Origin of the sequence: Aquibacillus salsiterrae (genome assembly GCF_028416595.1) — a bacterium.
Lineage (GTDB): Bacteria > Bacillota > Bacilli > Bacillales > Amphibacillaceae > Aquibacillus_A > Aquibacillus_A salsiterrae.
Genome location: NZ_JAMQKC010000001.1, coordinates 203213 through 222526, shown reverse-complemented (window position 1 = coordinate 222526; position 19314 = coordinate 203213). Strand labels below are relative to the sequence as shown.

The 19314-nt window shown below is 37.1% G+C and carries 19 protein-coding genes and 6 tRNA genes; 22 read left to right on the top strand and 3 right to left on the bottom strand.

The features are described from left to right. The first annotated feature begins 76 nt into the window (after positions 1-76). The 17 genes from NC799_RS01245 to phoU all read left to right on the top strand — a co-directional run bounded on the left by NC799_RS01245 (position 77) and on the right by phoU (position 13616). Complete coding sequence (locus tag NC799_RS01245; RefSeq protein ID WP_272444494.1) at positions 77-706, top strand: NfeD family protein; 630 nt, start codon at positions 77-79, stop codon at positions 704-706. Positions 707-1000: 294 nt separating this feature from the next. Further along, positions 1001-2638: a Na/Pi cotransporter family protein gene (locus NC799_RS01240; RefSeq protein WP_272444493.1), complete on the top strand. Its 1638-nt coding sequence runs from the start codon at positions 1001-1003 to the stop codon at positions 2636-2638. A gap of 364 nt (positions 2639-3002) precedes the next feature. Beyond that, positions 3003-3077: transfer RNA gene (locus NC799_RS01235), tRNA-Asn, on the top strand. A 1-nt stretch (position 3078) separates the two neighbouring features. After that, a tRNA-Met gene (locus tag NC799_RS01230) sits at positions 3079-3152 on the top strand. Between the two features lie 12 nt (positions 3153-3164). Beyond that, a tRNA-His gene (locus NC799_RS01225) sits at positions 3165-3240 on the top strand. A 6-nt stretch (positions 3241-3246) separates the two neighbouring features. Beyond that, positions 3247-3320, top strand: a tRNA-Ile gene (locus NC799_RS01220). 11 nt (positions 3321-3331) lie between these two features. Continuing rightward, positions 3332-3424, top strand: a tRNA-Ser gene (locus tag NC799_RS01215). A gap of 32 nt (positions 3425-3456) precedes the next feature. Continuing rightward, positions 3457-3529, top strand: a tRNA-Phe gene (locus NC799_RS01210). A 219-nt stretch (positions 3530-3748) separates the two neighbouring features. Continuing rightward, positions 3749-4360 carry a superoxide dismutase SodA gene (gene sodA, locus NC799_RS01205; RefSeq protein WP_272444492.1) on the top strand — a complete coding sequence of 204 codons (612 nt, stop codon included), beginning with the start codon at positions 3749-3751 and terminating at the stop codon, positions 4358-4360. A 257-nt stretch (positions 4361-4617) separates the two neighbouring features. After that, the gene (locus NC799_RS01200) at positions 4618-5895 is read left to right on the top strand and encodes an MFS transporter (RefSeq protein WP_272444491.1); all 1278 of its coding nucleotides are present in this window, start codon (positions 4618-4620) and stop codon (positions 5893-5895) included. A gap of 76 nt (positions 5896-5971) precedes the next feature. Then, positions 5972-8140 carry a peptidoglycan D,D-transpeptidase FtsI family protein gene (locus NC799_RS01195; protein WP_272444490.1) on the top strand — a complete coding sequence of 723 codons (2169 nt, stop codon included), beginning with the start codon at positions 5972-5974 and terminating at the stop codon, positions 8138-8140. Positions 8141-8372: 232 nt separating this feature from the next. Further along, positions 8373-9257, top strand: a complete 885-nt coding sequence (locus tag NC799_RS01190) for a phosphate ABC transporter substrate-binding protein PstS family protein (protein ID WP_272444489.1) — start codon at positions 8373-8375, stop codon at positions 9255-9257. Between the two features lie 83 nt (positions 9258-9340). Further along, a complete protein-coding gene (gene pstC / locus NC799_RS01185; protein ID WP_272444488.1) occupies positions 9341-10267 on the top strand; it encodes a phosphate ABC transporter permease subunit PstC in 927 nt (308 codons plus the stop codon). Further along, positions 10267-11154 carry a phosphate ABC transporter permease PstA gene (gene pstA / locus NC799_RS01180; protein ID WP_272444487.1) on the top strand — a complete coding sequence of 296 codons (888 nt, stop codon included), beginning with the start codon at positions 10267-10269 and terminating at the stop codon, positions 11152-11154. Before pstC ends, pstA begins: the two co-directional genes overlap by 1 nt. Positions 11155-11175: 21 nt before the next feature. Next, positions 11176-11997, top strand: coding sequence for a phosphate ABC transporter ATP-binding protein PstB (gene pstB, locus NC799_RS01175; RefSeq protein ID WP_272444777.1), 822 nt, complete (start codon positions 11176-11178; stop codon positions 11995-11997). Between the two features lie 14 nt (positions 11998-12011). Then, positions 12012-12791 (top strand): phosphate ABC transporter ATP-binding protein PstB, encoded by a 780-nt coding sequence (gene pstB, locus NC799_RS01170; protein ID WP_272444486.1) that lies wholly within the window; start codon positions 12012-12014, stop codon positions 12789-12791. A 165-nt stretch (positions 12792-12956) separates the two neighbouring features. After that, complete coding sequence (phoU, locus tag NC799_RS01165) at positions 12957-13616, top strand: phosphate signaling complex protein PhoU (RefSeq protein ID WP_272444485.1); 660 nt, start codon at positions 12957-12959, stop codon at positions 13614-13616. 77 nt (positions 13617-13693) lie between these two features. Here phoU and NC799_RS01160 read toward each other — a convergent pair whose 3' ends face one another. Continuing rightward, the gene (locus NC799_RS01160; protein WP_272444484.1) at positions 13694-14140 is read right to left on the bottom strand and encodes an MltG/YceG/YrrL family protein; all 447 of its coding nucleotides are present in this window, start codon (positions 14138-14140) and stop codon (positions 13694-13696) included. Positions 14141-14147: 7 nt separating this feature from the next. Further along, positions 14148-14498, bottom strand: a complete 351-nt coding sequence (locus tag NC799_RS01155; protein ID WP_272444483.1) for a hypothetical protein — start codon at positions 14496-14498, stop codon at positions 14148-14150. Positions 14499-14767: 269 nt separating this feature from the next. On the opposite strand from NC799_RS01155, the gene rpmG reads away from it, so the two are divergent. The 3 genes from rpmG (at position 14768) to NC799_RS01140 (ending at position 15973) form a co-directional block, all read left to right on the top strand. Continuing rightward, positions 14768-14917: a 50S ribosomal protein L33 gene (gene rpmG / locus NC799_RS01150; protein WP_272444482.1), complete on the top strand. Its 150-nt coding sequence runs from the start codon at positions 14768-14770 to the stop codon at positions 14915-14917. A 251-nt stretch (positions 14918-15168) separates the two neighbouring features. Then, positions 15169-15726 (top strand): 5-formyltetrahydrofolate cyclo-ligase, encoded by a 558-nt coding sequence (locus NC799_RS01145; protein ID WP_272444481.1) that lies wholly within the window; start codon positions 15169-15171, stop codon positions 15724-15726. Between the two features lie 58 nt (positions 15727-15784). Further along, positions 15785-15973 (top strand): hypothetical protein, encoded by a 189-nt coding sequence (locus NC799_RS01140; protein ID WP_272444480.1) that lies wholly within the window; start codon positions 15785-15787, stop codon positions 15971-15973. A gap of 132 nt (positions 15974-16105) precedes the next feature. On the opposite strand, the gene NC799_RS01135 is transcribed toward NC799_RS01140, so the two are convergent. Further along, on the bottom strand, positions 16106-16963 hold the full coding sequence (locus NC799_RS01135; protein ID WP_272444479.1) for a hypothetical protein: 858 nt from the start codon (positions 16961-16963) through the stop codon (positions 16106-16108). Between the two features lie 149 nt (positions 16964-17112). Between NC799_RS01135 and NC799_RS01130 the strand changes: the two genes are divergently transcribed. Next, positions 17113-18573, top strand: a complete 1461-nt coding sequence (locus tag NC799_RS01130; protein ID WP_272444478.1) for a spore germination protein — start codon at positions 17113-17115, stop codon at positions 18571-18573. A 126-nt stretch (positions 18574-18699) separates the two neighbouring features. Further along, positions 18700-18912, top strand: coding sequence for a YqgQ family protein (locus NC799_RS01125; protein WP_272444477.1), 213 nt, complete (start codon positions 18700-18702; stop codon positions 18910-18912). Positions 18913-19314: the final 402 nt, after the last annotated feature.

Sequence of the window (19314 nt, the reverse complement as noted above, 5' to 3'; positions counted from 1 at the left end):
CTTTTTTTATTATGCAATTTTTGAAACGGTTTAGCTATTGTTATCGTATATACCATTATAGAGAGGGGCAAATAAAATGCTGTTAGCTGCAGATTGGCTCAGTTTTGTTATTGTTGGTTTTGGGACGTTATTTTTAATTGGTGAGCTATTCGTTAACATGAAAGGCTTTTTTGGCTTACTAGGAATTGCCTTTATTTCCGTTTACTTTTTATCTTATTTAGACCCAAGTATGTTTTTCATGATGATTCTTCTTTATTTTTTAGGAATCCTGTTTATTGTTATCGACGGAAAATTATTAAATGATGGAACGTTAGCAACTATAGGAGCTTTATGTATGATTGTTTCTGTTGGGATAACTGCCCCTAGTTGGGTTTCAGGAACGTACGCAGTTATAGGAGTTCTAATAGGAGGTATAACTTCATTAGTCTTTTTAAAAGTCTTTCCTAAAAGACGAATGTGGACCAAGTTAGCGCTGTTAGATAGGTTAACGAAAGAAGCAGGGTACAGTACAATGAATCAAACCTATGAAGCATTAACTAACAAAATTGGGATAGCAGTAACTGATATGCATCCTGTTGGGACAATTACTATTGATGGAACAGATTATAGTGCCATTTCTGGTGGCCAGTGGATTCCGAAAAATTCAACAGTAATTGTAAAACAGGTAGATGGCACAAAAATTCTTGTATCAAAAGTTGAAAGTTAATTAATTAATCGTTAAAAGTATTACTCATTTATAGGAGTAATACTTTTTTTCAAAATATAAGAAGGTATAAAAAAATCCAAGAGCTGTCTAGCAAGGCTCGACTTGCGCTTTTCTTATTTTCAGGTAAAAAGAGAACGAAAGAGTGGAATGGTTGGCTTGTTTTTAAGATGATGCTTATAAAAATATTGTAATAAATTAGCGAAAATTCTTTACAAACTCTTCACATTTCATTAATAATGAAAAAGGTGTTTTATTTTAATTTTTCAAAAAGACTTTTTAAACTGGGGTGAACATATGACTGAAGTAGATATTCAAACGATTGTTTTTGAATTTATCGGTGGTTTAGGTATATTTCTGTTTGGAATAAAATACATGGGTGACGGTTTACAGAAAACAGCCGGTGATCGATTAAGGGAGACTTTAGACAAATTTACTGGCAGTCCTCTCAAAGGTGTCTTAGCAGGTACATTGATCACGGCACTCGTACAAAGTAGTTCAACTACTACGGTATTAACTGTTGGATTGGTAAATGCTGGTTTCATGACCTTTAGACAAGCAATTGGTGTAATTATGGGGGCAAACATTGGTACAACCATGACAGCATTCATCATTGGGGTTGATGTAAAAGAGTATGCTTTACCAATTATTGCGCTAGGTTCCTTCTTAATTTTCTTCTTTAAAAACAAACGAGTTACCTATTTCGGACAAACTGTTTTTGGTTTAGGTTCATTGTTTTTAGGTCTTGAGATCATGGATGGTGGACTTAAACCATTAAGAGGATTAGAGGCATTTTCTGATCTCACCTTAAGTATGAGTGAAAACCCAATTTTAGGTGTAGTTATTGGTGCTGTTTTTACTGTTATTGTTCAAAGCTCTAGTGCAACGATTGGCATTTTACAAAGTTTGTATGGTGAGGGCTTACTGGAATTAAATGCAGCCTTACCAGTTCTATTTGGTGACAATATTGGAACAACGATAACTGCTGTACTAGCAGCAATCGGTACGAGTATAGCTGCTAGGCGTGCTGCTTTTGTTCACGTCACATTTAATGTGTTGGGTGCTACTATTTTCCTGTTTCTGTTAAAGCCTTATACCCTCTACGTAGTTTATTTACAAGACAAGCTTAATCTCGATAACGAAATGACGATTGCTTTTGCGCACGGCAGTTTCAACATTGCTAATACAGTCATCCAATTTCCGTTTATTGCACTACTGGCTTACTTAGTTACTAAATTGATTCCGGGTGAAGATACAATTGTTGAATATAAACCAAAGCACTTAGACCCGATATTCATTGAACAGTCTCCGAGTGTTGCTTTAGAACAGGCAAAAGAAGAAGTGATAAGAATGGGAGACTACGCGTATCAAGGTCTTGAGGCAACAGGTCAGTATTTGAATAATCGGCAAAGGAAAGACGCTGATTATGCATTACAAATCGAAGGGGCATTAAATAACCTCGATAAGGAAATTACCAATTACTTGGTTAAGTTGTCTGGAACTTCTTTCTCGGACTTTGAAAGTACAAAACATTCTGCACTGATGGATTCTGTTCGTGATATTGAGCGAATTGGTGATCATTTCGAAAATATCGTTGAACTTGTTGATTATCAAATTACAAATAAAGTAGATATTACAGAACAGGCACTTGAAGATTTGAATGAAATGTTTGATTTAACGCTTGTTACGGTAAAGCAAGCAATTGATGCATTGAATACAATGGATAGGGAGTCTGCATTAGCAGTTGTGCAGAAGGAAAACCAAATTGACCAGATGGAACGCACCTATCGTAAAAAACATATTATCCGCTTAAATGAAGGTGCATGCTCTGGAACTGCTGGTATCGTATTCGTGGATATCATTAGTAATTTAGAGCGTATCGGTGACCATGCCGTAAATATTGCAGAAGAAGTACTAGGTGAAAAACAGCCATAAAATATAACAGAGAAAGAGCATGAAACTTCACTCTTAGATTTATGCTCTTTCACTTTTTTGTCAGTTATTTAGTCCAGTAATGTATATTAAGTAAAGGTATGGAAAAAGCTTGAAACAAGCACGCTAAAGTGATATAGTGTTTTTGTTCCAAGATAAGAAAGTAAAAAAACAAGAGCTGTCTAGCTCCGACCGCCTCCCCCCGAGGTCTTAAGCAAATAAATAAATTTTTTGCTTAAGCTGGCGTTAGGGTGGGCAAGGCTAAATTTATACTTTCCTTATTCACTTTTGTTTGAACATTTTGTTGACAATTCGAATAGTACGTGTTATATTGTTATTCGTCGCTTGAATTATTTTCAAGAACTGTTCCACAGTAGCTCAGTGGTAGAGCAATCGGCTGTTAACCGATCGGTCGTAGGTTCGAATCCTACCTGTGGAGCCATGGCGGTGTAGCTCAGCTGGCTAGAGCGTACGGTTCATACCCGTAAGGTCGTGGGTTCGATTCCCTCCGCCGCTATATTTTTTCTTGGCGATCGTGGCGAAGTGGTTAACGCACCGGATTGTGGTTCCGGCATGCGTGGGTTCAATTCCCACCGGTCGCCCCAATGTAAGGACCCTTAGCTCAGTTGGTTAGAGCTATCGGCTCATAACCGATCGGTCGCAGGTTCGAATCCTGCAGGGTCCACTTTTATTAATGGAGGAGTACCCAAGTCCGGCTGAAGGGATCGGTCTTGAAAACCGACAGGGGCTTCACGGCTCGCGGGGGTTCGAATCCCTCCTCCTCCGCCATAATTACATATTTCTTTTAAGGAAGAGATTAAGGCTCGGTAGCTCAGTCGGTAGAGCAACGGACTGAAAATCCGTGTGTCGGCGGTTCGATTCCGTCCCGAGCCACTTTTTGAAAAAAACAAGCGATAAACGCTTGTTTTTTTATTTTTGTTAAATTCGACAACTAGTATTTAGCTATTAAATGAAAAAACTAAATCATTAAAAAAGTATAATTTTGGATGCATAACAGTTGCATCCAACCATCCGCTTTGATAATCTTGCCTTAATAGATAGTCAGCTAATGTAGTTGACTTCTTAAATAAATAATCAAAGGAGGAATTATACATGGCAAAATTTGAATTACCAGAATTACCTTATGCATATGATGCATTAGAACCTCATATTGATAAGGAAACGATGAATATCCATCATACTAAACACCACAATACGTATGTGACTAAACTTAACGGAGCTCTAGAGGGGAAAGCAGATCTTGAAAACAAATCACTTGAAGAGTTGCTTTCTAACCTTAACGGTGTTCCCGAAGATATTCGTACTGCAGTAAGAAATAATGGTGGTGGACATGCTAACCACAGTCTATTTTGGACAATTCTTTCTCCAAACGGTGGAGGTTCGCCATCAGGAGAATTAGCAGATAAGATTAATGCAAAGTTTGGTAGTTTCGATAAGTTTAAAGACGAATTTGCAGCAGCAGCAGCTGGTCGCTTTGGTTCTGGTTGGGCTTGGTTAATTGTTGATAATGGTGAATTAGCAATTACAAGCACACCTAACCAAGATACACCGCTCATGGACGGTAAGACTCCTGTGTTAGGTCTTGATGTTTGGGAGCATGCCTATTATTTAAATTACCAAAACAGACGCCCGGATTATATTTCAGCGTTTTGGAATGTAGTAAACTGGGAAGAGGTTTCTAGGCGCTACGAAGCAGCAAAGTAAGCCAATCCTATTGTGAAAAAGCCTTTGACTTATAGTCAAAGGCTTTTTTTAAGATAAGAAAGTATAAAAAATTCCAAAAGCTGTCTAGCAAGGCGCCCTGCGCTTTTCTTAGCAATCCAGGAAATTATATCCACTTGTTGTAATATATGTAAAATCAGATGCTTTTATTCCTTTCATAAAACATTTGCCTGTCTTCTGAATAAGTCTACGACATCCTGAAAAGACTAAAGAATAGACTTAAAAAGGAGACAGGAGATATGAAAAAATTACAGTCAATGCTTGGAGATATTGAGATAGATCGTGATTTAAAGCTCTTGTTAACAATAGGAGGCTTGTATGCATTAGCAACATTCCTTTCTAACACATTTGTCAATATATTTCTTTGGAAGCAATCTGGACAATATGTTGATATTGCTTTGTATAATATTTCCGTCTATATCATGCAACCATTAGTTTTTATATTAGCAGGACGCTGGGCAAAAAAAGTAGACCGTGTCATCGTATTACGTCTAGGGGTAATATTTTTTGCAGTATTTTATTTGACGGTGTTGTTAGTTGGTGAACAAGCTTCCACCTATAATATTATGTTAGGTGCTTTATTAGGGATAGGATCTGGCTTTTACTGGCTTGCCTTTAATGTTTTGACCTTTGAGGTGACTGAGCCAGAGACAAGAGACTTTTTTAATGGGTTTCTTGGGTTAATGCAATCTTTTGGTGGGATGATAGGACCGATTTTGGCTGGCTACGTTATTTCACGTATGGATAATTTTCAAGGATATACGATAATTTTCACTATTTCCTTTTTTCTTTTTGCGTTGGCAGTTGTAAGTTCTATGTTCTTAAAAAGAAGGTCTGCAGAGGGAAGTTTTTCGTTTAGAAGAATATTAATGGAGAGAAAAAATAACCATGATTGGCGAAAAATGCTCTATGCACACACCTTTCAAGGTTTAAGGGAAGGGGTTTTCTTCTTTGTCATTTCAGTTTGGATTTTTATTGCAACCCAAAGTGAATTTGCTTTAGGAACATTTAACCTTATATTTTCTGGTTGTTCATTAATAGTGTATTTTCTAGCAACAAGGTTAATAAAGCCACACATGCGAAAATGGGCAATCTTTATTGGAGGATTATCCCTTTATATGGCTATCTACTTAATCTTGATCCATACAAGTTATACGACACTGTTGATATATGGTGCAATCATCGGGATTTCTTATCCAATTTTTACTGTGCCATATGTATCAATGACTTTTGATGTAATTGGAAATGCATGGAAGGCAGGAGAGATGCGCATTGAATACATTGTCGTCAGGGAGTTGTTCGTTAATATGGGGAGGGTGGCGTCCATAGCTATCTTCTTAATTTCGGTGAATTTGTTTCCGGCAGAAACAGCTATCCCGTATTTACTTATGGTACTTGGGGCTGGACACTTCATTGTCTATTTCTTTGTTAAGGATATTAAATTACACGGTGTTACATCAAAGAGCATTAATGAAACCAATTCTGTAAAGGAACTCGCTGATCAGGAAAACAGATGATTGTTGCTTAAATAGGTGTTATAATAAAACAAAAGCAGCATACACTGCTTTTGTTTTATTATGGGGGAAAATACATATGGAAAAGAAAAAAAAATCATCACTTCCATTTCGATTAAACATTTTATTTATAGTAGTATTTGGATTGTTCTGTTTACTTATTTTACAGTTGGGAGTTGTGCAGATCTTAAATGGAGAGGAAGCACAAGAAGAAATTAACAAGACTGTTAACACAACAACAAAGCTATCAGTACCTAGAGGCAAAATGTTTGACAGGTATGGCAGAATTATTTTAGACAATGAACCTGTTAGTGCGATTACGTACACACCGCCAAAGGGTGGAGATACAGCAAAAGAGCGGTTAGACTTAGCAGAAAAATTAGCAGAGTATATCACAATGGATAAAACCGAGGTTCTAAAAGAGGTTGTCACTAGCAGAGATCGGAAAGAATATTGGTATTTGTTAAATGCGGATGAGGCTGCAAGCAGATTGACCGCTAAAGATAAAGAAAAAAGTAATGCCGAACAATATCAAATTATGCTTGACAAAATTACTCAACAAGATTTAGATACCATTAATTGGACGGGATCACGTCTCAATATTATTGCCATTAAAAAGGAATTAGATAAAGCGTATGAGTTGTCACCGTACGTAGTGAAAAAAGAAAATGTAACAGATGAAGAATTTGCCAAAGTTGCTGCTCATTTATATGAGTTACCAGGAATTGATGCCACGAAAGACTGGGATAGACTAAATGTTTACGGCAATACTTTTGGTAGTTTTATCGGAGGAATTACATCTTCAGAAGAAGGAATTCCTAGTGAAAACAGAGATTTTTATTTAACGAGAGGATATAGTCGGAATGACCGGGTGGGTGAAAGTGGTTTAGAACAACAATATGAGAGTATTTTACGAGGTACAAAGGAAGAAATCCAATACACTACTGATAAGTCTGGGAATATTGTGGGAACAGCAGAAACAGTTAAGGACGGAAAGCGCGGAAGTGACTTAGTATTAACGGTTGATATCGAATTCCAACAAGCTGTTGACCAAATTGTAAAAGAAGAATTAGAAACTGCAATTAAAAAAAATCCAGAAACAAACAAATATTTGACTGATGCTCTTGTGGCAGTCATGAATCCTAAAACGGGTGAGGTATTGGCACTCTCAGGGATTCGTTATGATCGTGATGAAGATCAATATAATGATGAGTCTTTTCGGGTCATCTTTGATGCAAATCGTCCAGGCTCAGCAGTCAAAGGAGCATCGGTGTTATCTGGACTTCAATCGGGTGTGATTAAACCAGGAGAAACAATAGAAGACAAATGTATAAGAATTGCTGCAACACAGCCAAAGTGTTCGTGGAAAAACTTAGGAGTATTAAACGATATTGATGCATTAAAACGCTCATCGAACGTGTACATGTTTCAAATCGCAATGCGAATTGGAGAAGCAATTTATCGACCGGAAAAAAGTTTAGTTGGTTATGATCCAAGCAATTTTCAAAAGATGAGAAATTATTTCAGTCAGTTTGGTTTGGGTGTTGAAACAGGTATCGACTTACCTTATGAGGAAAACGGATTTAAAGGAAGTAATTTAAATGCTGGTTTTCTAATGGACTTTGCCATCGGCCAATATGATACCTATACAACGTTGCAACTAGCACAGTACGTGTCAACCATTGCTAATGATGGATACCGTGTAAAGCCGTATTTAGTTAAACAAATTCGTCAACCTGTAGCAGCCAAAAATGACTTAGGCCAAGTTCAAAAGGCGTATAATCCGGAAGTATTAAACAAAATTGTCATGAATGATAGCTATCTAAGCCGTGTCCAAGAAGGATTTAGACGAGTAATGCAAGAACCACAAGGTACTGGTCAAGCATACTTTGGTGATGCTCCCTACAAGCCTGCAGGTAAAACGGGAACTGCCCAAAACGAAATATATGAAGATGGAAAGCTCATTGCAGAAACAGAGAACCTTACCTTAGTCGGCTATGCACCATATGATAATCCAGAAGTTGCTTTTGCTGTTATGGTGCCTAACACAGGAATTGTTTCGTCAGGCACTAAATACCCAATCAATCACATGATTGGTAGAAGAGTACTTGATAAATACTTTGAGTTAAAAAAACAAAGAGGCTTAAACGGTATAAATACGAATCTTGAAAAGGATAATAAAGAAGAAATTCTTCGTAAGGAAGACGTTATAGTAGAAGAAAACATGAACGAGCAAGAAATCGATTAGTGCAAATCCTTTAGCCTTAATTAGGCTAGAGGATTCTTTATTGTAAAGGAATTATAACATCCGCTCGACGTGGTTAACACTAGGCTTGTCTCATGCTTTTCTTATTGACACTACCTTTTTCGACAAAAAAACAAAAAATTTACAAAAAGTTAACATTAATTTAACAATAAATTTAAAAAAAGACGTTAGACTATACATATAGAAATAAATGATAAACAGGGGGGCAAAACTAATGAAAAAAATAGTAACATTCCTTCTAATTGTTTTAACAATTGGATTGGTAACTGCTTGTGGAGCTAATAATCAAGAGGGTGGTGGGGATAATGGTGGAAATAACACTGTTTTAATCTCTGGATCAAGTGCTATGCAACCACTTGTTGCTGGTGCGGCTGAAGAATTTATGGCGCAAAACCCTGATGCGGATATTCAAGTAAATGCTGGCGGGTCTGGAACTGGGCTAAGTGAAGTAGATAGTGGAGCAGTAGATATAGGTAATTCTGATGTGTTTGCTGAGGAAAAAGAAGGTATAGCTGCAGAAGAATTAGTTGACCATAAAGTGGCAGTCGTAGGAATGACGGCGGCAGTGAGTAGTAATATTGGGATAACAGATATTTCAAAGCAAGATTTAATAAAAGTATTTACTGGTGAAATTACTAATTGGTCAGAATTAGGTGGCAAAGACCAAGAAATAACTCTTGTTAATCGACCGGACTCATCTGGTACTCGTGCAACATTTGTCCAATTTGGTTTAGACGGAGCAACTCCAGCAGAAGGGATTACCGAAGACTCTTCCAACCGAGTGAAACAAATCATTGAGGAAACTCCAGGGACAATAGGATACTTAGCATTCTCTTATTTTACAGATGATGGTGCTGTCATCCCTCTTGCAATCGACGGAGTTGAAGCAACTGATGAAAATGTTATTTCTGGTGAGTTCCCGATTTGGGCATATGAGCATTCCTATACAAAGGGTGAACCTACAGGTGCTGTCAAAGATTTCCTTGATTTTCTACTAAGTGATGACATTCAAAAAGGCTTACTTATTGAACAAGGATATATTCCTGCAACTGATATGAAAGTAGAACGAGACGCAGAAGGAAATCAAACTAATTTATAAAAAAATTTCAAGAGTGGAAAATAGTGGCAGGGTAAGAGCTTCTTATGCTCTTTACCCTGTATCCTTTTTTAGGGGTGTAATTGATGGAAAAGCAAACAACACTATCAGCAAAACAACGATTAATAAGATCATCAAGTAAAAATCCGGGTGAGACACGTGGGAAAATCCTCGTTAGTCTATGTGCGTTAATTATCATTATTGCTACCTTGTCCATCACCTTGTTTTTAGCGATAAAAGGGTTGCAATCTTTTATTGTCAATGGGTTAAATCCGTTAGAATTCTTGTTTAGTTCTGAATGGAATCCAACCAGTAGCGATCCTCAGTACGGGGCACTTCCGTTTATTCTTGGATCACTTGCTGTAACATTGTTATCAGCCTTAATTGCCGGACCTTTAGGAATTGGTTGTGCTATTTTCATGACAGAAATTTCGACATCGATAGGTAAAAAAGTGTTACAACCGGTAATAGAACTGTTAGTTGGTATTCCGTCTGTTGTTTACGGATTTATCGGCTTAACGGTGTTAGTTCCTTTTATTAGAAATACCTTTTCAGGGTCTGCTACAGGGTTTAGTCTTCTAACCGGTACAATTGTATTATCTGTGATGATTTTACCAACTGTTACAACGATTGCAACAGATGCAATGAGTTCTTTACCGAATAGTTTACGGGAAGGGTCTTTAGCATTAGGTGCAACTAGGTGGCAGACAATTAAGAAAGTGTTAATTCCAGCAGCACTGCCATCGTTAATGACGGCTATTGTACTTGGCATGGCCCGGGCGTTTGGAGAGGCGTTAGCTGTTCAAATGGTAATCGGAAATGTTAGGGATCTACCAGGTTCTTTACTCGACCCATCGGCAACACTGACAACGATTATCACACTAAATATGGGTTATACAACATATGGAAGCGTGGATAATAACACTCTATGGTCCATGGGATTAATTTTGCTCATTATCTCGTTTATTTTTATCCTAATCATAAGGTATCTATCGGCTAGGAGGAAGATTTAATGAATAGTAAGGTTGCTGATCGAATTGCAACAGGCGTTTTTATCGCAATTGCAACGATCATTGTATTGGTATTAATAGGTTTATTTTCGTTTATTTTATTCCGAGGTGTTCCGCAAATTTCTTGGGATTTTATTACTACAACTTCTAGCACCGTTCGTGAAGGTGGTGGAATAAGGGACCAGCTTTTTAATTCCTTTTATATTCTGTTTATTACGATGTTAATCACGGTTCCTTTAGGTGTATTAGGTGGAGTATATATGGCGGAGTATGCAAAACCAGGTAAAATCACCAATTTCATTCGTTCTTGTATTGAATTGCTTGCCTCCCTTCCATCAATTGTTGTTGGTATGTTTGGACTACTTATATTTGTTAATTCAACTGGTTGGGGGTACACCATCATTGGTGGTGCATTAGCGTTAACCATTTTTAACATTCCTGTTATGGTGAGAGTAAGTGAAGATGCAATTAGATCTGTTCCAAACGTTCAGAAAGAAGCAAGTCTTGCTTTAGGAATTAATCACTGGCATACGATAAAAACAGTCATTTTGCCATCAGCTTTTCCAGGAATTCTTACTGGTGCCATATTGGCGTCAGGTCGTGTTTTTGGAGAGGCAGCTGCATTACTTTTTACGGCTGGACTATCGACGCCGCGACTTGATTATATGAACTGGAATCCATTTTCTACTACGTCACCACTTAATATTTTTAGACCTGCTGAAACATTATCTGTTCACATTTGGGCTGTAAATACAAATGGAATCATGCCAGATGTTGAAGCAATTGCAGACGGATCTTCGGCCATCTTGGTGTTATCTGTACTTTTTTTTAATTTAACAGCGCGATTTGTTGGGAGTGCAGTTCATAGAAAAATAACTGCAAGTAAATAAGAGGAGGCATGCTCGGTGGGAATGCTTAAAGAAAAGGTTGATAAAAGTAAACAAAAGACAAGTGATAAAAAAGAAGAGAAGGATCAATCAGAACTAATCCTACGTGTTAATGATTTAAGTATTTATTATGGCTCCAATCAGGCCGTCAAAAATATTTCTTTCGACATTGAAAAAAATTCTATCACTGCATTAATCGGACCATCAGGTTGTGGGAAATCTACTTTTTTACGAAGTGTAAATCGGATGAACGACTTAATTCCAATTTCTCATAATCAAGGAGAAATCATTTATGAGGACTTAAACATATTGGATAAAAACATAGATGTCATAGCCTTAAGGAAAGAAATCGGGATGGTTTTTCAAAAGCCAAATCCATTTCCAAAGTCCATTTATAACAATATTACGCATGCACTTCGTTTTTACGGCATAAAAGGAAAGAAAAGATTAGATGCGATTGTTGAGGAAAGCTTAAGGAAGGCAGCACTATGGGATGAGGTGAAAGACAGGCTAGATCAATCAGCCTTTGCACTATCTGGTGGACAACAGCAACGACTTTGTATCGCTCGTACACTTGCCATGCAACCAAATATTTTGTTATTGGATGAACCTGCTTCAGCACTCGACCCTGTATCAAATGCAAAGATTGAAGAATTAATATTTGAATTAAAGAAGGATTATACGATTGTGATTGTTACGCATAATATGCAACAAGCTTCTAGAGTTTCAGACAAAACCGCTTTTTTCCTTAACGGGAGAATTGTGGAATATGATGATACGGAAACAATCTTTACCAATCCATCGGTAAAAGAGACAGAAGATTATATTTCCGGTCGATTTGGCTAGAGGGGGTTTTAGGGATGCAACAACAAATGGTAGAAAAAAGAAATTCGATATTTGATGTAGTTGATTTAAATTTGTGGTATGACGATTTTCACGCCTTAAAAAACATAAATTTAGAGATGAACGAGAAGGAAGTAACAGCGATTATCGGTCCCTCAGGCTGTGGAAAATCAACTTTTATCAAGACAATGAATTTAATGATTCAGATGATACCTACTGTAAAAATGTCCGGGCAAATTAATTTTGAAGGTTCGAACATCATCGAAGGAAAAGTAGATCTTGTTTCTTTACGTAAGCATGTAGGTATGATATTCCAAAAAGGGAACCCTTTTCCACAATCAATTTTTGATAACATCGCTTATGGGCCAAGAATACACGGGATAAAAGATAAAAAGAAGTTAAACGAAATTGTTGAGTCCAGTTTAAAGGATGTTGCTTTATGGGATGAGGTAAAAGACCGGTTAAACAGTAGTGCAATAGGGTTGTCTGGCGGACAACAACAACGGTTATGTATTGCAAGAACATTAGCGACCAAGCCAGAAGTAATTTTAATGGATGAACCGACTTCAGCATTAGATCCAATCTCAACATTGAAAATTGAGGAACTAATTACAGAATTAAAAAGTAAATATACAATTGTAATTGTTACACATAACATGCAGCAGGCAGCGAGGATATCTGACAAAACAGCTTTCTTCCTTAATGGAGAAGTAATTGAGTATGACCAAACCGACATCATTTTTTCGAATCCTAAAGATAGACGAACAGAAGATTATATAACAGGAAGATTCGGATAAATTGTAATTTTAGAATAGGCGGCTATCTCTAGTGAAATTGTGTGTTAGATCTATCGATAGTTATGGCAGTTAAACCCTTCCTACATTTTTTTTGTTTCTACAGCTTTGTTGTTGGGACCCGCTGTCAGTTATCTCGGGACAAAATCAGAGAAATGAGGAATGTAAATGGTTAGAAGAGAACAGTTTCATGTTGAATTGGATAAAATTAAGGAAAAAATAATTGAAATGGGCTATGGCGCAGAAAAGTTGCTGAGCCAAGCTGTAGATGCATTGTACAACTGTGATGTTACGTTTGCAAAACAATTAATCCAGGATGATAAATGGTTGGATAAAAAAGATATGGAAATTAATGATGCTGCAATCCTTCTCATAGCTAAACAGCAACCCGTTGCATCCGATTTACGACGGTTAATTGTAGCGATCCGGATTGCAACAGATTTAGAGCGTATGGGAGATAATGCAAAGAATATTGCAAAGGCAACACTACATCTTGGTGAAGACCACGGGATTAAAGTCCATCCCGTACTGAATGATATGAAAGATATAGCATCAAAAATGCTTGACTTATCGATTAAGGCTTTTGATAACGAGGATATAACGTTAGCGCGAAAACTAGCTGAATTAGACGACCAAGTAGATGAAATGTACGGGAAGGTTGTTAGAGAATTATTGGAGGAGACAGCAACGAACCCACAAATGATTCAACATATCATGCAAATGGCTTTTAGTGCTAGATATATTGAACGCTTTGCTGATCATACGACAAACATTGGAGAAAGCATCCTTTATTTGGTCAAGGGAGAGTCGTTTGACCTTAATAGTTAAACGAATAGTGGTGTAAGTAGTCAATTCCTTTAAGAAAGAAGTCCGATACAATTAGTATCGGACTTCTTTCTGCCTTTTTATCCATTTGTTATAGTCTCAACGATTTGTTGAACGGACATGTCACTAGTCAACTGGTATTCACCGATTTGGATAGACGAGTGAAGGTTATAGTCGTCTAGGAAATCGTTAAATGCTTTGGCATCACTAATTATTTTTGTTTCAAGGAGAATGGAACCAACTTCATCGGAAGTCATTCCAGGCTCAATTATGAGTGTATAAACGATTGTTTCTTGCTCAGGGGAACGTTTTGGACTTTCCGTTTCCTCTGGGTCCTGATTATGTTCATTCACAGCATTCGGCCATTCAACTACATATCCTATTGATTCAAGATAGTTTATCTTGGTTTGAATGGATTCGTCTGTTTTAGGTTGTGTTGTCTCCTCAATACTTATATAGAAAACAATAGCAAATATACTAGTTGCAGTTAACATACCAAGTGAAAAAGCTTGAACAATTTGTCTCATCCAATCCCTAACTTTCCTTGTTAAATTGATTTAGAACCGAACGAATATCATATTCACTTAAGTTTGTTTCGTTAGCAATGGTTTGGATAGAAGCTCCGCTTTGAGAAAGATGAATTATTTTTCTTAGTAGTGGTGTCTGAACAGTTGTTTTGGTAAAATCAGTTTCCATTACATCATCGGTTAGCAGTTCCTCTTCTAAAATCTTTATTTTTTTCTTTAGTTGGTAGCTCTCCTGCATTGTAGACAAGGATAGTTGTTCAATCTGTTCTTCCATAACTTTAAATTTATTGGACATGAAAAAAGAAAGAGTAAACAGCAAAATTCCAATGGATGTTAAGATTATTATTGCTTCAGTCATAAGCAATCCTCCAATAAAGTGTTGATGCTTCTTCAGTATTCAAATAATATGCTAAAGCTTTGAAACATTCTACTTTATAGTTATAACACAGGTGAATGAGTTAAGAAAACATTCTTTGGATGATATCTTTGAAAAGTTCACTAATGGATGCTTGAAATGAACCTATTTTTTTGGTAATATTATAAAGTCTGATGATGAGAACATTCGTGAACCAAAATCTTGGTCCACCTGATGAAAATTTTTTGTGTAGAAAGACTGGAGGGATAAACATGCGTGTTAATATTACACTAGCTTGTACAGAAACTGGCGATCGTAATTATATTACTACTAAAAATAAACGTAAACACCCAGAGCGTTTAGAATTAAAGAAATACAGCCCACGTCTAAAAAGACATACCGTACACCGTGAAACAAAATAATCAAGTCATTTAACTCTTACCTATTACGGTAAGAGTTTTTATTTATAGAGAAAAATAAAAAATCCATGCGAATAGCATCCACTCCCAGTTTCACCGCTTTTGTTCAAGGATGAGAAAGTATAAAAAGATCCAAGAGCTGTCTAGCTCCGGGCGCCTACCCTCTCGGGGGCATAAATCTAGCAAGGCGCGCTGCGCTTTTCTTAGCTGTTAAGGGCTATGTACTAATTATTATAGTGAAGGAGAGATATTGTTTGAATAAGGCTACACAAAGGGAACAGTATAGGGCCTTGCTTAGGAAGATGGATAGTCAAAGCAGGGGACAAATAGAACGGAAGATCCAAACCAATCTAATCCGGTCTTCCTACTGGGAGAAAGCACAAGTCATTGGCGTAACAATTTCCGGAACATATGAAATAGACACAAAACCAATTATTGAACTAGGCTGGTCCCAAGGAAAGACGATTTGCGTACCAAAATGCTATCCTAAAGATAACATGTTAGTATTTTATCGACTCATCTCTTATGAGCAATTGGAGAAGGTGTATTCTAACTTACTAGAGCCAAGACCAATCAAGGAGATGATCGTTAAAAAAAGTGACATGGATTTGTTAATTGTTCCTGGTATGGTGTTCGATCGTAAAGGCTATAGAATTGGATTTGGCGGTGGATATTATGACCGATTTCTGAAAGGATTTAGCGGGATTAGCCTTTCTCTGGCCATGAATGAGCAAATAGTTGATTGTATTGAAAGGGAACCACATGATCTAGCTGTCGACCACATCCTTACCGAAACAGGTCTGATTTTGTAAATAAATGTTGTGATTGTGGTTAAGCTAACTACATACTTGGAATAAGGAGTGATTTTTTGTGAAATTAATTCTAGGTATCAGTTCTTTCGTGTTAGGACTTAGCCTTGTTTTTAAAAAGCGTTATCAAGTTCTAAATACTTTGTTAGCTGTTAGGGTTATTCGCAAATTACTCGTTGCCGTAACCATGAAATTGCCTAATGTTAGACAAAAAATATTACCAAGTATTCTAGGACGTTCAGCTTCTTAAAGCTGAACGTTTTGTTCTAGATAAGAAAGCATAAAAACCTAAGAGCTGTCTAGATCCGGGCGCCTACCTCGCCTGAGGTCTTAAGTCTGGGCAAGTGCTTTTCTTAGCTTGAGATAAATTACCTAGCTTTTTTTAACGGGGGTATAGTTGGACTAATTGTTCTTTTTGACCTTTTTCATTTTCAAACAGTACCATCAGCTGTTCTCCTTCCTTGTCAAATAATACTAATGGTACGAAGCTCTTTACTGGTTTCTTGTTACTAGATAGTGGAATAATGTAATTTTTGTAGATACCCTCCCACAATTGACCAATTACTCGATCTGTCTGTTGTTGATTCAAGGTTGGAATTGGTGTTTGCTGGTATTTACCGATGTCGGTTAAAGGGACAAATTCATACTTGTTTTCAGGGATTTGAAAATAGTCTATTAGTTGTTTCCAGTAATAACGAAGCTGCTGATTGGTTGCTCGATCTAACGTATTTTTCCATTCTTTTTGAGAATAGTTTGTAGGCTGATCAAATGATTCGAGTGCACTGTATGGTGAATCTATCACGTATAGTTCATCTGAAGACATGGCTTGTATACTTTTTATTTTATCATCAGGATAATGCAGTTCACCATGATGAAAGGTAATTGTCTGGTAATGACTGCTGTCCTCCCCGTGGACCATCGATTGAAGTTTGATGTTTTGTTCATTTTCTTTCCACTTACTTAATATTCCCATCAAACGACCATCAGCATAGAGAAGTGATACGTCTTGCCTTAAGTAAACCGGTTTATCGAGCAAGGAATAGCTTGACCATTTTATATCATATTCATCTTGATCTGTTTGACGTAGCATATTCAGTTCCGTTCCGTAACTAGTAAAAGATACAGTTTCATCAATCGGGAAGTATTTTAACACGCTCGTTTGTTTATCTTCTAGGAACCATTGTGCCACAAAAAACGAACTAAATATTAGAATGACACTTATTACATAGATCTTTTTCAAGTGACTTCCCTCCTTACTGATTCATTACTAGACTATATGAGGCTTGTTCGACTTATATGAAGAAGTAACATTAAATTTATCTGTAGATTGTGAATGGAAATTAGGTAATGGCACAAACTAGTTGTCAGAACAAATGTAAGGGTGAGAAGATGGAAAATCAGTCTAAACAACCTGTTTTTCAAAATTACGATCGTAATATTGATTTCATGAAAAATCAACTGGGCGTGGACAAAAGCTTTGACATTGTCCAATTGGATTTAGAGTATGCTGGTCGAAAAATGGCTTTATTTATGATTGACGGATTTGTTAAAGACGATATTTTACATCTGTTAATGAAGTTTCTTGCTAAACTAAAGCCTGAACAGCTTGAACCTGAACCATTGGAAAAACTCTTAAAGACATATATCCCTTATGTTGAACTAGAAAGTGTCGATGACTTAGAAGAGGCGTCACAGGCTGTTTTAGCCGGTCCTACGGCATTAGTCGTTGAAGGTATCGATAAAGTCATTATGATTGATGCCAGAACCTATCCGGCAAGAGGACCAGAAGAACCAGATTTGGAGAAAGTGGTACGAGGTTCTCGGGATGGGTATGTAGAAACGCTTGTCTTTAATACGGCTTTGACAAGACGAAGAATCCGAGATCGGTCGTTAAGGATGGAATATTCATCAATTGGAAGAAGGTCTAAAACAGACATCTGTGTATGTTACCTAGAAGAATTAGCCGATCCTGAGAAAGTAAAAACGCTCAAACAACATTTGGAAAAAATTGACACGGATGGTTTACCAATGGCCGAAAAAACAGTAGAAGAATTTTTAGCTGGACGTCATTGGAATCCCTACCCAACCATCCGGTATACCGAAAGACCGGATACAGCTGCTGCACACTTATATGAAGGTCATATTATTATTATGATTGACGGGTCTCCAAGTGTGATGATTACACCAGCAACTTATTGGCATCATATGCAGCATGCGGAAGAGTATCGGCAAAAACCATTAGTTGGGGCATATCTACGGTTTGTACGATATATCGCAGTTATAGCGTCCTTGTTTATTTTGCCACTGTATTATTTACTTTCTGTTAATCAAGATCTTTTGCCAAGCCAATTGGAGTTTATCGGACCAGCAGATGCGGGGTCTATTCCTTTAATCCTACAGTTTTTAATTGCTGAGATTGGAATAGATATGCTAAGAATGGCTGCCATTCACACTCCCACAACACTCGCAACGGCTCTCGGCCTTGTTGCAGCCATCTTAATGGGGCAGGTTGCTGTTGAAGTGGGGTTATTTTCCAATGAGGTCGTATTATACTTGTCCATTGCTGCAATTGGCACATTTGCTACACCAAGTTATGAAATGAGTCTGGCTAATCGGATTGTTAGAATTGTTCTGTTAATAGTAACAGCTAGTTTCGGTGTTGTCGGTTATGTTGTTGGTATTACTGCTTGGGTGTTTTATTTAATGAGAATGGAATCATTTAAAACAGGCTATTTGTGGCCATTTATTCCGTTTGATCCTGGTGCATTTAAAGATATATTAATCCGTACACCTGTACCACTTAAAAGATATAGACCGACATTTCTTGACCCGCAAGATCCTGATCGTTAGTACTGATCAGGATCTTTCCTTAATTAAAGGGGCAGGAGAAAGATGTTACAATACATTCTACTTCAAATAGTTATCTTTTTCTTTATTTTTGTTCAGACATTGGTATAATAAACTTGGTGATAGAAAATGAAAACAATTTATGATGTACAACAGCTTTTGAAAAAATTTGGAACAGTTATTTATATTGGAGACAGACTTGCTGATCTTGAATTAATGGAGGAAGAGATAAAAGAATTGTATCAATCCCAGTGTATCTCTTCCTATGATTACCAAATGGCAATTTTATTACTTAGACAAGAAGCGTCTAAGAATAGAAAGAGTATAGAGACTTCCAATTAATTCTGTTGCAAGGAAAACTAGTAAAAATGGGTAAATGTGAGTAATAATTACATTGTGTTGTTTATTGCTATCAACTATAATGAATAGTGCTCATGCTTTCTTCAGTGAAGATATAATAAAATCTTGAGAAATAAATCCTTACCTTATAGTGTTGTTCAACAGAGGATAAGAAGGACCGAGAAGTTCGAGATAGCGAAACTTTTAGGAGCAAAAACGTGTGCGGGTAATACGTAAGCAAGACTCCATCACCGAAATCCTTCTTTGTGGCCTTGCACCGAGGAATTAACTTCCCCGAATGAACGTGAGACACAGGTGCACAAGAACTTCGGAAAAGTAAGCTAACGAAGAAATTCAATGTGTCATTTTTACCTGACTTTTTTGAACAACCTCTTATAGGGTTTA

What these genes read in the sequence shown, in the direction of transcription:
- sodA (WP_272444492.1), top strand. Translation starts at nt 3,749, where the DNA reads ATGGCAAAATTTGAATTACCAGAATTACCTTATGCATATGATGCATTA.
- pstA (WP_272444487.1), top strand. Translation starts at nt 10,267, where the DNA reads ATGAATAGTAAGGTTGCTGATCGAATTGCAACAGGCGTTTTTATCGCA.
- NC799_RS01160 (WP_272444484.1), bottom strand. Translation starts at nt 14,140, where the DNA reads ATGAGACAAATTGTTCAAGCTTTTTCACTTGGTATGTTAACTGCAACT.
- NC799_RS01155 (WP_272444483.1), bottom strand. Translation starts at nt 14,498, where the DNA reads ATGACTGAAGCAATAATAATCTTAACATCCATTGGAATTTTGCTGTTT.
- NC799_RS01125 (WP_272444477.1), top strand. Translation starts at nt 18,700, where the DNA reads ATGAAAACAATTTATGATGTACAACAGCTTTTGAAAAAATTTGGAACA.
- pstB (WP_272444777.1), top strand. Translation starts at nt 11,176, where the DNA reads ATGCTTAAAGAAAAGGTTGATAAAAGTAAACAAAAGACAAGTGATAAA.
- NC799_RS01190 (WP_272444489.1), top strand. Translation starts at nt 8,373, where the DNA reads ATGAAAAAAATAGTAACATTCCTTCTAATTGTTTTAACAATTGGATTG.
- NC799_RS01195 (WP_272444490.1), top strand. Translation starts at nt 5,972, where the DNA reads ATGGAAAAGAAAAAAAAATCATCACTTCCATTTCGATTAAACATTTTA.
- pstC (WP_272444488.1), top strand. Translation starts at nt 9,341, where the DNA reads ATGGAAAAGCAAACAACACTATCAGCAAAACAACGATTAATAAGATCA.
- phoU (WP_272444485.1), top strand. Translation starts at nt 12,957, where the DNA reads ATGGTTAGAAGAGAACAGTTTCATGTTGAATTGGATAAAATTAAGGAA.
- NC799_RS01200 (WP_272444491.1), top strand. Translation starts at nt 4,618, where the DNA reads ATGAAAAAATTACAGTCAATGCTTGGAGATATTGAGATAGATCGTGAT.
- rpmG (WP_272444482.1), top strand. Translation starts at nt 14,768, where the DNA reads ATGCGTGTTAATATTACACTAGCTTGTACAGAAACTGGCGATCGTAAT.
- NC799_RS01245 (WP_272444494.1), top strand. Translation starts at nt 77, where the DNA reads ATGCTGTTAGCTGCAGATTGGCTCAGTTTTGTTATTGTTGGTTTTGGG.
- NC799_RS01240 (WP_272444493.1), top strand. Translation starts at nt 1,001, where the DNA reads ATGACTGAAGTAGATATTCAAACGATTGTTTTTGAATTTATCGGTGGT.
- pstB (WP_272444486.1), top strand. Translation starts at nt 12,012, where the DNA reads ATGCAACAACAAATGGTAGAAAAAAGAAATTCGATATTTGATGTAGTT.
- NC799_RS01130 (WP_272444478.1), top strand. Translation starts at nt 17,113, where the DNA reads ATGGAAAATCAGTCTAAACAACCTGTTTTTCAAAATTACGATCGTAAT.